We start from the raw sequence: 14,304 nt of genomic DNA, 5'->3' as shown, positions 1-14,304 counted from the left end.
AGGACAAGCATATGATACAGATTATTCTTGTTAATGAAGAATCCAGAGCATCCCAATATGGAATTGGCACATATATAAAGCAACTTTGTTTAATTCTTTCACAGAAGCAAGGGATTCATCTTAGCGTGATATGTTGTCGTTCAACAAAAAATGATTTTTATATAGAACGCAAAGGAGATATAGATTATTATCATATACCTGATACGATACAAAATAATGATCCAGAAATTAGAATAAAAACTTATTATAAGAATATATGGTATCTAATATTTCCTTACTTTAGCTCGCATAGTAAAGAGAATATCATATTACATATCAATTATTATCAGCACATTCATCTGTTAAATACATTTCGTGCTTTTTTTTCTAAAGGACGATGTTGCTTTACTATTCATTATATGGATTGGTGCTTTAAAATAAAAGGAAATTATTCTTATTTAAAAAGTATTCTTTACAAAGAATTAGACAGTATCAAAAATCCTTTGGAAAAAAATATCAAAGAAATATACGAAAAAGAAAAAAATGTATTTGAACAAGTTGATAAGATTATTTGCTTGTCAAATAGTACACAAAATCTATTGAGTAAAATATATGATTTACCTATAAACAAATTTTGTATTTTATATAATGGTCTTAAAGATGAATCTATATTATTGAATAGCGATAAACGATTGAATCTTAAAAAGAATTTCCTTTTTAGTAAAGAAGAAAAAATTATTCTTTTTGTTGGTCGTTTAGATGAAATAAAAGGGCTGGGAGAATTAATTTTTACTTTCAAAAAACTACTGCAAATTGACCCTTATTGCCATTTAGTTATTGTAGGAGATGGGTTTTATTCTTACTATTTAAATTCTTGCAATCCAACATGGAATAAGATTACATTTACTGGAAAACTAAATAAAGAAGACTTATACAAATTATACCAAATCGCAGATATTGGTGTATTACCATCATTCCATGAACAATGTAGTTATGTGGCAATTGAAATGATGATGTATGGGATACCTCTTGTTGCAAGTACATCTACAGGTTTATCAGAAATGATAGAGGATGGAGTCTCAGGATATCATATACCAATCATTGAATATGAGAATCACACAGATTTAAATACCTATGAATTACAATCTAAACTTTTAATATTATTAAAAGATTCTTCTATGCGAAAAGAAATGGCTAAAAATTCTCGTCTACGCTATGAGAGATATTATACGTCTGAAATATTTAGTTCTTGTATGCAAGAATTTTATAATAGATTTGTTTTGTGATTTTAGAGTTCCCTATATATCGTCAACTAGACGCAAAGGACTGTGGTCCTAGCTGCCTCCGTATGATCGCCAAGTTCTATGGTCGTGTGTACTCGATCCAGAACTTACGGGAGAAAGCCTTCATCACACGGGAAGGGGTCTCTATGCTCGGTATCAGCGAGGCGGCGGAGGCGATCGGGTTCCGGACACAGGGCGTGCGGATCACGGTGGAGGAATTGGAAAAGGAATGTCCCCTACCCTGCATACTGCACTGGAACCAATGGCATTTCGTGGTTTGCTACAAGATAAGGAAAGGGAAGTTCTACGTAGCGGACCCGGCGGCGGGACTTATCACCTATACGAGGGAGGAGTTCAAGCGGTGCTGGGTCAGTACCAAGGTGGACGGGCAGGATACCGGGACGGCGCTCTTGCTGGAACCGGGGCCGGAGTTCTACGGGATGGAGGACGAGGGGAGAGACAGGAAACGTAACCTCGGATTCTTTTTCCGATATATATCGCCCTACAGGCGTGAGATGGCACAGCTCGTGCTGGGCATGCTGACCGCCAGTGTACTGCAACTCATCCTGCCTTTCCTCACGCAGAGCCTGGTGGATACCGGTATACGGGACAACAACCTGGGTTTCATAACCTTGATCCTTATATCGCAATTAGTGATCTTTATCGCCAAGCTATCCGTGGACTTCATACGGAGCTGGATATTGCTGCACGTAAACACGAGGATCAATATCGCCTTGATCTCCGATTTCCTCGCCAAGCTGATGCGTCTGCCCCTGCATTTCTTCGATACCAAGATGGTGGGCGATATCATGCAGCGCATCGGTGACCATGACCGCGTCGAGGCTTTCATGACGGGGACATCCATCAATACGCTCTTCTCTTTCGTCAACTTCATCGTGTTCGGGTTCGTGCTGGCCTATTACGACTGGACGATACTGGGACTCTTCTTGGTAGGTAACGGGTTATACGTGGCGTGGGTACTCGCTTTCATGAGATGGAGGAGGGAGCTGGACGTAAAGCGTTTCTCGCAGGCGGCCGGGGAACAAAGCAACCTATTCCAGCTCATCACCGGCATGCAGGAGATCAAGCTGAATAATTGCGAGACCAAGATGCGCTGGAAATGGGAACGGATACAGGTAAAACTTTTCAAGATAGGGATCAAGGGGTTGGCGTTACAACAATACCAGCAACTCGGGGCGGTCTTTTTCAACCAGACCACGAACATACTCATCTCCTTCATCGCGGCACGGGCCGTCGTGCAAGGGGATATGACGCTGGGTATGATGATGTCGGTGACCTACATCGTGGGGCAGCTCTCTTCGCCTATCGAGCAATTGATCGATTTCTCACGGTCCCTACAGGACGCGAAGATCAGTCTGGAACGACTCGGCGAGATACACGGGAAGGAGGACGAGGAACAGGCAGGCGGGATAAGGCTGAATGTTCTCCCCGATGACAGGACGCTACGGCTGGAAAACCTCAGCTTCAGCTATGACGGCGCGGACCGGGATTACGTGCTGGAGGATATCAACCTGACGATACCCCATAACAGGGTGACCGCCATCGTGGGGGCCAGCGGGAGCGGGAAGACGACGATCGTGAAACTCCTGCTCGGTTTTTATAACCCCAACAAGGGGGACGTGAGGATCGGCGATACCTCCCTCAAGAACTTGAATCCTCACGTATGGCGTAGCAAGACCGGTTCGGTCATGCAGGATGGTTTTATCTTCTCGGATACGATCGCCAACAACATCGCCCCCGGCGAAGAGGTGGTGGACAAGGAACGCCTGCTGCATGCCGTGACGGTGGCGAATATCCGGGATTTCATCGACTCGCTCCCGCTGGGCTATAATACGAAGATCGGCATGGAGGGAAACGGAGTGAGCCAAGGGCAGAGACAGCGTATCCTGATCGCCCGGGCGGTGTACAAGAATCCCGACTTCATCTTCCTGGACGAGGCCACGAACGCCTTGGACGCCAACAACGAGCGGGAGATCATGGAGCAGTTGCACGCCTTCTACAAAGGACGGACGGTGGTGGTCGTGGCGCATCGGCTAAGCACGGTACGTGACGCGGACAAGATCGTGGTGCTGGACAAGGGACGCATCGTGGAGGAAGGGACGCATCAGGAACTCACGGCCTTGCGGGGAACTTATTATAAGTTGGTGAAAAACCAGCTGGAATTGGGAAGCTAAGAGGGTAACACACCCCCTACCCCCTCTCAGAGAGGGGAAAAGATAGTATTAGAGATGGAAAATGAAAGGAAAGATATAGAGCTGCGTAGCGAGGAGGTACAGGAGGTGATGGGGCAAATCCCGGCCTGGATCGTACGGTGGGGGATAACGCTGTTGTTCCTCGTGGTAGTGGCGTTGCTGGTGGGGAGCTGTTTCTTCAAATATCCTGACGTGATCACGGCTGACATGACATTGACGGGGCAACATCCCGCCACGGCGGTGGTGACACGGGCGGCGGGAAAGATACAGGAGCTGCTCGTGAGGGATAATCGTCCGGTAAAGGAGGGGGATTGGTTGGCGGTCATAGAGAACCACGCCAGCATGGAGGATGCTATATACCTAGAGAAGGCGTTGGAACGATCCGGGATGGACGTGGATAGCCTAGACAAGGCATTATTGCGATATAAGGAACTGTCACTGGGTGATATGCAAGCGGCTTACTCGGGACTACTGTCGGCGCTCCATGCCTGCGTCAATTACAGGGAGATCGATTATTATCCGCAAAAAATGGCCTCCATCCGCAAACAGATAGCGTTGTATAAGGCTTACTATAACGAGACCGAACGGCAGCGGAAGACCCTCTCGGAGCAATTCGCCTTGACAAGGCGGCAATACGCCCGGGATTCATTATTGTATAGCCGGTCCGTGATTTCCTCCTACGAGCATGAGACCGCACGGGCTTCCCTGCTGCAAAGCCGTTATTCGCTGGAAGGGGCGTCAGCCTCGGCCGAGAATCTCCGGATACAGATCGGGGAGCAAGAGCAATCCTTGCTGGATCTGACGCTGGAGCGGAGCGAGAAAGAATTTACGCTACGGCAGGAATTACAGACCGCCCGGGAACAATTGCTGAACAGCATGAACGAGTGGAGGTTGCGTTATTGCCTCATCGCCCCGGTAGGGGGTGTCGTGACTTTCACCAAGTACTGGAATGAGAACCAATATATCCCATCCGGAGAGGTGGCTTTCACCGTCGTGCCGCAAGGCGAGGGCCGGCTGGTGGGGAAGGTGCGCATACCGATAGCACGCTCGGGAAAAGTCCGGAGAGGCCAGCGGGCGATCGTCCGTTTCTCCAATTTCCCGGATCAGGAGTTTGGAGTGGTAAACGGCGTGGTATCGAATATCTCATTGGTCCCCACCGACGAGTACTATACGGCGGATATCGATTTTCCAGAGGGGCTGAGAACCAATTACGGTATCGACCTGCCCGTCTCGCCCGAGACGCAAGCCTCCGCAGAGATCGTAACGGAAGAATTACGCCTGATCGAACGATTCTTCCTGCCGATAAAACGGATCGTGAAGGAAGGATTTTAAAGTCGCTAGGGTCCATCATGCACCTTGTTTAGAACTATTATAGTTTAATAGCTGTACTGTTAAAACTAAAAACTTATATTTGCATGTTGATAAATAAGAGGGCGGGTGATTGTCCTGCCCTTACAGTGCAATGATTTAGATTATGTTAAAGCAACAGTTACAACAAAAGTTACAGCAAAAGCTATCCCCTCAGCAGATACAGTTGATACGGCTTCTGGAGCTTCCCGCGATCGAGTTGGAAGAACGTGTGAAGCATGAGCTGGAAGATAACCCAGCCTTGGAGGAAGGAAAAGAGCCTGTTGATGATTTTGAACGAACTGAAAGCGAGGAGGGGGGAGAAGAGATCCCTTCTGTTGATACTGAGACCGACCTTTCTTTGGGAGATTATTTAACGGAAGACGATATACCTGATTATAAGCTACGGGAAATGACCGAGCGTGCGGAACGGAAAGAGGATGTCCCCTTCTCCGTAAGCCAATCCTTGAATGAGTTTCTGTTACAGCAGCTCGGGTTAAGGGATTTACCGGATAAGCAAATGAAAATAGCGGAGTATATCATTGGAAATATCGATGATGACGGTTATTTGAGACGGGACCTTTCGGCGATAGCAGACGATTTGATCTTCCAAGCCGGACAAGAGGTAGATGAGAAGGAGATCGAGTCTATCTTGAATATCATCCAAGATTTTGAGCCTGCCGGGGTAGGTGCCCGTGACTTGAAAGAATGTCTGTTGATCCAGCTGGATAAGAAGGAGAATACTCCGGTTACAAATTTGGCGATTCGTGTTTTGACCGAATATTTCGAGGAGTTCACCCGCAAACATTACGATAAGATCTTACGAGGTCTCGATATCGATGAGGAAACGTTAAAGAAGGTCATTCACGAGATTACTATGTTAAATCCGAAACCCGGAAGTAGTTGGGGTGGTTCTATGGAAGTGGCGATGAGCCAGATCATCCCGGATTTCGTGGTGGAAGCGCATAATGGAGAGCTTATCTTGAGCATGAATAACCGGGGGGTACCGGATATGCGTATCAACCGGGAGTATGCCGAGATGTTTCAGGATTATACGGCGAATAAGGCGAACCAAACCGCTGAGAGGCGGGATGCCGTACAGTTCGTGAAACAAAAGTTGGATTCCGCCCAGTGGTTCATCGACGCTATCAAGCAACGTAATGAGACCTTGCAGCGTACCATGGAGGCGATTATCTATTTACAACGGGACTTTTTCCTGACAGGCGATGAGGCTACCCTCCATCCCATGATCTTGAAAGACGTAGCGGAGCGTGCGGGATATGATATCTCCACTATTTCCCGGGTAAGTAACAGTAAATATGTGCAAACGAATTTCGGTATTTATCCGTTGAAATACTTTTTCTCCGAGTCTATGCAGACCGATACCGGCGAGGAGATCTCGACCCGTGAGGTTAAAAAGATTATGAAAGAACATGTAGATGCCGAAGATAAACGAAAACCGTTGACCGATGAGGAGTTGGCTACGATCCTGAAAGAAAAAGGATATGTCATCGCCCGGCGTACGGTAGCGAAATACAGGGAGCAACTGGGGATTCCGGTAGCTCGTCTGAGAAAAGAAATATAAAAGCGTATGAAGCTATTCTCGAATATAATATCCTTCGTGTTCCATCCGTTGCTTATGGTGACCTATGGGATCGTGTTGGCGTTGATGTTTACATTCCTCGCCATTTACCCGTTACCTGTGAAGCTGCTGATTGCCGGAGGCACCTTTATTTCGACAGCGATAGTTCCCGGACTTTTCATTTTCTTATTGGTGAAAAATGGCGCGGCCGGCGATATAGAGCTTTCCGACCGGAAGGAACGAGTGGTTCCTTATCTGATTTTTATCACTTCCATCTTGGTCTGTATCTTTTTCCTGTATAAGATGCTGATGCCGTTTTGGTTGTTGGCGATGCTGATCGGGGCTTGCGTAGCCTTGGTAATCGCCTTATGCGTCAATTTCGCTTGGAAGATTAGCGCGCATGCCATTGGTATCGGCGGGTTACTGGGCGCTATTATGGGAGTGGCGCGTATCCATATGATAAATCCCTACTGGGCTTTTATAGTCGTGTTGATCGTGGCCGGTTTATTAGGTACCTCGCGCATCTTTTTAAAAAGACATACACCAATGCAGGTATATGCGGGGTTTTGTCTGGGATTTATATGTACCTTTGTAGCCTCATTAATGAGTTATATCTATTTATTCATCTAATAAAAACACTAAAATTATGAATTTTCCTGCAGATTTAAAGTACACAAAAGACCATGAGTGGATTCGTGTAGAAGGTGACGTAGCTTATGTTGGTATTACTGATTACGCTCAAGGCGAGCTAGGTGAGATCGTTTATGTGGACATTACGACAGAGGGGGAGACCGTCGCTAAAGAAGAGGTGTTCGGTACGATTGAAGCTGTTAAGACTGTTTCCGATCTTTTCATGCCGGTTAGCGGAGAGGTTTTGGAAGTAAACGCTGAATTGGAAGACGCTCCTGAATTGGTTAATGAAGACGCTTATGGTAAAGGTTGGTTAATCAAGATTTCTCTTACGGACGCTTCTGAGTTGGAGGAACTATTATCCGCTGAAGACTATCAAAAATTAATCGCTAAATAAGAATGACACCTGTTGTAAGTATTATCATGGGTAGTACCTCGGATCTACCCGTTATGGAGAAGGCGGCTAAGTTCTTGGATGAGATGGAGATCCCGTTCGAGATGCATGCTCTATCCGCACACCGTACTCCCGCTGAGGTGGAGGCTTTCGCCAAAGGAGCTAAAGGACGTGGAATCAAGGTTATCATCGCCGCTGCCGGAATGGCCGCTCATCTTTGCGGTGTGATCGCTTCCATGACGACGGTTCCCGTGATCGGCGTGCCTATTAACTCTACGCTGGACGGTATGGATGCCTTGTTGGCTATCGTACAGATGCCTCCGGGAATCCCTGTGGCTACTGTCGGCATCAATGGCGCTTTGAACGCTGGTATCCTTGCGGTGCAGATGCTTGCCGTCGGCGACGAGCAACTTCAGGAGAAGCTATCCGCTTATAAGGAGGATTTGAAGAAGAAAATCGTGAAGGCTAACGAGGAGTTGGCTAAGGTTTCTTTTAAATACAAAACTAATTAATTGAAAGTTGAAAGTTGAGAATTGAAAATTAAGGAGAAAGTCTCTCTTTAGGTTTTCAGTTCTCAACACTCATTCTCAATTTTCAATTCTCAATTTTCAATGAACAATGGCTTACTTTAATTACAACCGCCGTAAATCATCCGTTGCCCAAATCGGTGACACACCCATGGGAGGTGAGAATCCTATCCGTATTCAATCCATGGCTAATGTATCAACGATGGATACGGAGGCGGCGGTAGCTCAAGCGATCCGTATGATCGAGGCGGGAGCTGAGTATGTGCGTTTTACGGCACAGGGGGAACGGGAAGCCCGAAACTTGGGCGAGATTCGTAAACAATTGAATGAGCAAGGGTATACGACTCCTTTGGTCGCTGATATCCATTTTAATCCTAGAGCGGCTGATGCCGCCGCCGGTGAGGTGGAAAAGGTACGTATCAATCCGGGAAACTATGTAGATAAGGTAAAGACATTCAGCCATCTTGAATATACGGATGAGGAATATGCCGCCGAGATCGAGAAGATCCGCGAGCGGTTCGTCCCTTTCTTGAATATTTGTAAGGCACATGGCACCGCTATTCGTATCGGTGTGAATCATGGCTCGCTCTCCGATCGTATCATGAGCCGTTATGGTGATACGCCCGAGGGGATGGTAGCGAGTTGTATGGAGTTTCTTCGCATTTGCCGGGAGGAGAATTTCCCGGATGTGGTTATTTCGATTAAGGCTTCCAATACCGTTGTCATGGTAAGGACCGTGCGGTTGTTGGTTCGTACGATGGAGGCCGAGAATATGCATTACCCCTTGCACCTTGGGGTAACGGAGGCGGGTGACGGTGAGGACGGGCGTATCAAGAGCGCTGTTGGAATCGGTACGCTTCTATGTGACGGTATCGGTGATACGATCCGGGTTTCCTTGAGTGAGGACCCCGAGGCGGAAATGCCGGTAGCGCGTAAATTGGTGGATTATATTAGGGAACGGGAAAATCATCGTCCTATCGAGGCTTCGATGGCTCCCGGTTTCGATACGGTGGCGACAAGCCGTCGTATAAGCCGTGTGGTGGAAGGTATCGGAGGTACTTTCTCGCCAGTCGTGATCTCCGATCGTAGTAGCGGGGATTTTGAGTTTGATTATTTGTCCTTGCCGGACTATATATATATAGGGAAGGAAGATCCGGATAATTTGCCGGATAATTTCCGTTTATTGGTAGACGCTCATTTTTGGAAAGAGCGTCCGAATGCTTTTCCTTGCTTCATCGCCTCGGAGGCGGAGGAGTTAAAGGATTACGATTGTCCGCTTAAGTTTATCCGTCTGACGTATATGGATCTTACGGATCGTATGTTGGAGATCTTGAAAGCGGATAAGACCGTGGTGGTCTTATTAAGTACACATCATCGGAATGGGGTTGGCTCGCAACGTGCGGCTATGCATAAATTGCTGATGGCGGGTTGTGACGTGCCGGTTGTCTTGCATCGTGATTTCCGGGAGACGGATGTGGAGTTGTTGCAACTGAAATCCGCCGCCGATTTCGGAACGCTTTTGCTGGATGGTTTCGGGGATGGCTTGATGCTGCACAATGAGGGATGCGAGGCGGTTGTCTCGGATCGCTGTATGTTCGGGATCTTGCAGGCTACAAGAACCCGTATCAGTAAGACGGAATATATCTCTTGTCCGAGTTGCGGACGTACCTTGTACGACCTGCAAACAACGATCGCCCGTATCAAGGAGGCTACTTCCCATTTAAAAGGCTTGAAGATCGGTATCATGGGCTGTATCGTGAATGGTCCCGGCGAGATGGCCGATGCCGACTATGGTTATGTGGGTGCCGGACGTGGACAAATCAGCCTGTATAAAGGTAAGGAATGTGTCCTCAAGAATATCCCCGAGGAAGACGCTGTAGAACGTTTAGTTCAGTTAATAAAAGAGAACGGGGATTGGGTTAATTGATTGACTATTGACAATTTGTTTATCTTTGCAAGTATGAAAGTAAGAATTATCAATAAATCGCATCACCCGCTGCCGGGTTATGCGACTCCTTTATCTGCCGGGATGGATATCCGGGCGAATTTGTCGGAATCGGTTGTGTTGAAACCGTTGGAACGTAAATTAATCCCGACCGGACTTTATATCTCGCTGCCGGAAGGCTATGAGGCCCAGATGCGTCCGCGTAGCGGGCTGGCTTTAAAGCATGGGATAACCCTGCTGAATACGCCGGGTACGATCGACGCCGATTATCGGGGGGAGATCGGTATCATTCTCGTGAATCTATCTTCCGAGCCTTTTACGGTGAATGATGGTGAGCGTATCTGCCAAATGGTTATAGCCGCTCATAGCCATGTGGATTGGGAACCCGTGGAGACGTTGGATGATACGGAGCGGGGAGCCGGGGGATTCGGTCATACCGGAAAAGAATAAGAATAATAAGGTTAACAAGAATAATAGGATGTTTAAGCAACTGATATATCTCATCTCTTTCCTCTCGTTGGTCGCTGTGCTCCCGGCTGGTGCTACAGAAACGGAGAAGGATCAACGTAAGTTCGATTACTTCTTTTATGAGGGCTTGAACTTGAAGAACGCCGGGAAATTCGACGCCGCTTATGATGCCTTCAACCATTGCTTGGAGATTGACTCTACGGCGGCTCCGGTCTTGTATGAGCTTTCTTCTTTTTATGTACAGTTGAACCGTCCGGAGAAAGCGGTCGAGATGTTGAAAAGAGCCGTGGCCAACAGCAAGGATAATTTCACGTATAAAATGGCATTGGCGTCTATCACCCGGAATCTGGGCATGTATGGCGAAGCCGCCGAGGAGTACGAGGAATTGGTTCGTGATTATCCGGAGAAGGAGGAGCTGAATTATTATCTGGCCGATGCCTTGACGCAAGCCGGCGAGATCGGGAAGGCGATCGAGGCTTATGATGCGTTGGAGTCGGTTATGGGTATGAACGAGGCGATCTCCATGCAGAAATACAAACTGTACGTCCAGTTGGAGAAACCGGAAGAGGCTTTCAAGGAGATCGAGAAGCTAGCGGCTAAATATCCTATGGAGGCCCGTTACCAGATCGTATTGGGCGATCTTCATTTGGAAAACGGGGAGATGGACAAGGCTTTGGCTTGCTATCAAAAAGCGAATGAGATTGATCCGACCGACCCTTATTATATCGTCTCTATGGCCAATTACTACGAGGCGAAAGGGGATAAGGAGGCCGCCGAGCAACAAATCCGCAGCGCTTTGGTAAACGAGAAGCTGGACGTGGAGACGAAAGTGAACATCCTTTCCCGGTATATCTTGAAACTGCAACAAACGAAGCAAGGAACTGAGAATGCGAACCATTTATTCCAAACTCTTTTGGAGCAACATCCGGAGGATATCGACTTAAAACTGATGTATGGCGGTCTCTTGATGGCCCAAGGAAAGACAGAGGAGGCGAAATTCCAGTTCCAGTTGGTAACAGAGATGGAACCGGGTAACGCCGGGGCTTGGCAGCAATTGCTGAATCTGGCTTTGAAAGGGGAGGATATCCCGGAGGTCATCCGTATCTGTACGGCTTGTATGGAGCTTTTCCCCGAGTCGCCGGAATATTACTTCTATCTGGGTATCGCTTACTACCAACAACAGAAATATCAAGAAGCCTTGAATACCTATTATGCGGGCTTGAATATCATTCCGAAGGAGAACCTGCCGCTGAAATCGGATTTCTACGGTCAGATCGGTGATATTTATTACCAGATGGGGCAATTGGATCAAGCGTATAAAGCGTACGATGAGGCGTTGAAGTATAATGACAAGAACGTGGTCGTACTGAACAACTACAGTTACTTCCTTTCTTTGGAGAAGAAAGACTTGAAAAAGGCGGAACGTATGAGCGCCCAATGTATCAAGCTGGAACCGGACAACGCCACGTATCTGGATACCTACGCTTGGATCTTCTTCGTACAAGGAAACTATACCTTGGCGAAAATCTATATCGAGAGCGCTTTGGAGAAAGATAAGACAAAGAGCGCCGAACTCGTGGATCATTATGGGGACATCCTTTTCATGAACGGTGATAAGGAAAAAGCGGTGGAGCAATGGAAAAAGGCGAAAGAGATGGGGAAGGATTCCGAGATCTTGAACCGTAAGATCGCCGAGCAACAATATATAGAAGACGAGAACGCGAAATGAAAAGAGACTATTTCTTGACCTTCCTGTTATGTGGAGGTCTTTTACTTTCGATGTTGACAGGCTGTAAATCGTCCAAGAAAGTCGGGACGGTGGAATCCGCTAGCGTGAAGGCTCATAATGAGTTCTTCCAGTCGGTGGAGGATCAATCCTTCCAGTTCCGTACCTTGACGGCCCGGTTGAACGTGGATCTGGATATCCCTGGTAAGCAAATGAGCTCTCGGGTGGATATGAAGATGGTCAAGGATAGTGCTTTCCAACTGTCGGTACAACCTTTTCTCGGGATCGAGATCTTCCGTATCGAGTTGAGCCGGGATACGATCAAGGTGGTAGACCGCATGAATAAACGCTATATGATCGAGAATTATTCCAATTTGCAAGGGCAGACTCCGATCGAGTTCAACTTCTACAATTTGCAGGCTCTTTTCACGAATCATCTGTTTATCCCGGGGGAGCAGGGCGTTTCCCGTAAGCATTATAATCGTTTTAAGCTGAATCAAGAAGGCCCGGTAGCCGAGATCAAGACCAAGGATGCCATGGGGCTTTTCTATACCTTTAAGGCGGATGGCGAGGAGAAACTTCTCTCTACCTATGTAGCGGATCCTTCCGATCGTTATGCCTTGCAATGGCTGTACGAGGATTTTCGCTTGGTGGATCGGCAGCCGTTCCCGATGTTGATGGATGTGCAGGTGTTGAAGAACGGGAATCCCGAGGGTGGGGTGAAGATCCATTACTCCCGTATCCAACTGGACGAGCCGCTCAAGTTGGATTTTTCGGTTCCTTCTAAATATAAGCGTATTACCTTTGCGCAAGTATTGAAAACGATTACGAATCTGAATCAATAATCTATCATGAGGCACGTCTGGATCGTTCTATTGGCATTGTCTTTATCTACCGTGGTTTACGGTCAGAAATCCGCCGCTGTCCGTCAGTTGGAGCAGCAGCGCAAGGAGGCGTTGGCCGATATCGAGGAGACGAATAAATTATTGCAAGAGACGGCCCAGACTGCTAAAACTTCCCTGAACCGTTTGAATCTACTCTCCAAACAAATTCTTTCCCGTAAGAAAGTCATCAGTTTATTGAATCAAGAGCTGGATGAGATCGAGAAAGATATCTTGAATATCCAAGGCCAGTTGCGCACCTTAAAACGGGAACTGGGCGATAAGCAGACGAATTACGGTAAATCGATGCGAGGGCTTTATAAACGCCATAGCTCGCAAGATAAATTGTTGTTTATCCTATCCGCCGAGAGTTTCTCTCAATCCATGCGGCGTATGCGGTATTTGCGGGAATATGCGGATTGGCAGAAGCGGCAAGCGAATGACATCGTTGAAAAGCAGGCCGAGATCAGCCGTAAGCAAGCTGAGATGGAGAAGACCCGTGCCGAGAAACGTGCCCTTTTAGGAACTCGTCAAGAAGAGAGTAAGAAGCTAGAAAGTGAGGAAGCTTCTCAGAAAGAGGAAGTCCAGCTATTGAATAAGAGACAAAAGGATTTGAAGGCGGATCTCCAAAAGAAGCGTCGTCAAGCCGAGGCTTTAAACCGACAGATAGAGAAGCAGATCGCCGAGGAGATCGCCCGTGCCGAGGCCGAGGCGAAAGCCGCCCGTGAACGTGCGGAACGTGAGCGTCGTGCTCGTGAACAAGCTGCCGCTAAGGGTAAACCCGTACCGGAAAGTAAAAAAGAGCCGATCCGTGAGGAACGTGTGGCGGATACGAAAGGGGGCTATGCGATGACAAAGGCGGAGAAGCAATTGTCCGATAACTTCGCCAATAACCGGGGACGTTTGCCGTATCCGGTGGCCGGAAGACATACGATCGTCGCTACATTCGGCGAGCAACAGCATCAGGAGTTGAAATATGTTCGTACCAGTAATAGTGGTATCGATATCCAGACCTCACCCGGGGCGGATGCCCGTGCGGTATTCAATGGGGAGGTGACGCGTGTGTTCGTGGTGCCGGGGTATAATAATTCCGTAATCGTTCGTCATGGTAACTACTTGACGGTTTATAGCAATTTGAGTCAGGTATATGTAAAAGCGGGCGACCGGGTCTCTACCCGTCAAGCGATCGGAAGGATCTATTCGGATCCGGAGGACGGTAATTCCACGATCCTCCATTTCCAATTGTGGAAGGAAAAGACGAAGCTGAATCCGCAGCCTTGGTTGGAATAAAAGCGGTTGTGATATGTTAAAACTATGATGGGCATTATA

The 14,304-nt window shown here is 47.5% G+C and carries 12 protein-coding genes; all 12 read left to right on the top strand.

Features of this window, described 5'->3' with window-relative positions; translation table 11 throughout:
• Nucleotides 1-11: 11 nt before the first annotated feature.
• The 12 genes from CI959_RS06745 (at nucleotide 12) to CI959_RS06690 (ending at nucleotide 14,265) form a co-directional block, all read left to right on the top strand.
• Nucleotides 12-1,265 carry a TIGR04157 family glycosyltransferase gene (locus CI959_RS06745; RefSeq protein ID WP_057317725.1) on the top strand — a complete coding sequence of 418 codons (1,254 nt, stop codon included), beginning with the start codon at nucleotides 12-14 and terminating at the stop codon, nucleotides 1,263-1,265.
• On the top strand, nucleotides 1,262-3,457 hold the full coding sequence (locus CI959_RS06740; protein WP_095231421.1) for a peptidase domain-containing ABC transporter: 2,196 nt from the start codon (nucleotides 1,262-1,264) through the stop codon (nucleotides 3,455-3,457). Before CI959_RS06745 ends, CI959_RS06740 begins: the two co-directional genes overlap by 4 nt.
• A gap of 54 nt (nucleotides 3,458-3,511) precedes the next feature.
• Nucleotides 3,512-4,807: an HlyD family secretion protein gene (locus CI959_RS06735; RefSeq protein ID WP_005860049.1), complete on the top strand. Its 1,296-nt coding sequence runs from the start codon at nucleotides 3,512-3,514 to the stop codon at nucleotides 4,805-4,807.
• Between the two features lie 142 nt (nucleotides 4,808-4,949).
• Nucleotides 4,950-6,407, top strand: coding sequence for an RNA polymerase factor sigma-54 (gene rpoN, locus CI959_RS06730; RefSeq protein ID WP_005860047.1), 1,458 nt, complete (start codon nucleotides 4,950-4,952; stop codon nucleotides 6,405-6,407).
• A gap of 6 nt (nucleotides 6,408-6,413) precedes the next feature.
• Nucleotides 6,414-7,034, top strand: a complete 621-nt coding sequence (locus CI959_RS06725) for a phosphatase PAP2 family protein (RefSeq protein WP_005860045.1) — start codon at nucleotides 6,414-6,416, stop codon at nucleotides 7,032-7,034.
• Between the two features lie 16 nt (nucleotides 7,035-7,050).
• Nucleotides 7,051-7,431 (top strand): glycine cleavage system protein GcvH, encoded by a 381-nt coding sequence (gene gcvH, locus CI959_RS06720; protein ID WP_008773046.1) that lies wholly within the window; start codon nucleotides 7,051-7,053, stop codon nucleotides 7,429-7,431.
• A 2-nt stretch (nucleotides 7,432-7,433) separates the two neighbouring features.
• On the top strand, nucleotides 7,434-7,940 hold the full coding sequence (gene purE, locus CI959_RS06715) for a 5-(carboxyamino)imidazole ribonucleotide mutase (protein WP_005860041.1): 507 nt from the start codon (nucleotides 7,434-7,436) through the stop codon (nucleotides 7,938-7,940).
• A gap of 106 nt (nucleotides 7,941-8,046) precedes the next feature.
• Nucleotides 8,047-9,882, top strand: coding sequence for a 4-hydroxy-3-methylbut-2-en-1-yl diphosphate synthase (locus CI959_RS06710; protein ID WP_005860039.1), 1,836 nt, complete (start codon nucleotides 8,047-8,049; stop codon nucleotides 9,880-9,882).
• 33 nt (nucleotides 9,883-9,915) lie between these two features.
• Nucleotides 9,916-10,350: a dUTP diphosphatase gene (gene dut / locus CI959_RS06705; protein ID WP_005860037.1), complete on the top strand. Its 435-nt coding sequence runs from the start codon at nucleotides 9,916-9,918 to the stop codon at nucleotides 10,348-10,350.
• Nucleotides 10,351-10,378: 28 nt separating this feature from the next.
• Nucleotides 10,379-12,097: a tetratricopeptide repeat protein gene (locus tag CI959_RS06700; protein ID WP_005860034.1), complete on the top strand. Its 1,719-nt coding sequence runs from the start codon at nucleotides 10,379-10,381 to the stop codon at nucleotides 12,095-12,097.
• The gene (locus tag CI959_RS06695; RefSeq protein ID WP_005860032.1) at nucleotides 12,094-12,939 is read left to right on the top strand and encodes a DUF4292 domain-containing protein; all 846 of its coding nucleotides are present in this window, start codon (nucleotides 12,094-12,096) and stop codon (nucleotides 12,937-12,939) included. Before CI959_RS06700 ends, CI959_RS06695 begins: the two co-directional genes overlap by 4 nt.
• A gap of 6 nt (nucleotides 12,940-12,945) precedes the next feature.
• A complete protein-coding gene (locus CI959_RS06690) occupies nucleotides 12,946-14,265 on the top strand; it encodes a murein hydrolase activator EnvC (protein ID WP_008773044.1) in 1,320 nt (439 codons plus the stop codon).
• Nucleotides 14,266-14,304: the final 39 nt, after the last annotated feature.

This window comes from Parabacteroides sp. AT13 (assembly GCF_002272965.1).
Classification (GTDB): domain Bacteria; phylum Bacteroidota; class Bacteroidia; order Bacteroidales; family Tannerellaceae; genus Parabacteroides; species Parabacteroides distasonis.
Note: the sequence above shows the minus strand (reverse complement) of the source record. Positions and strands in the feature narration are given on the sequence as shown.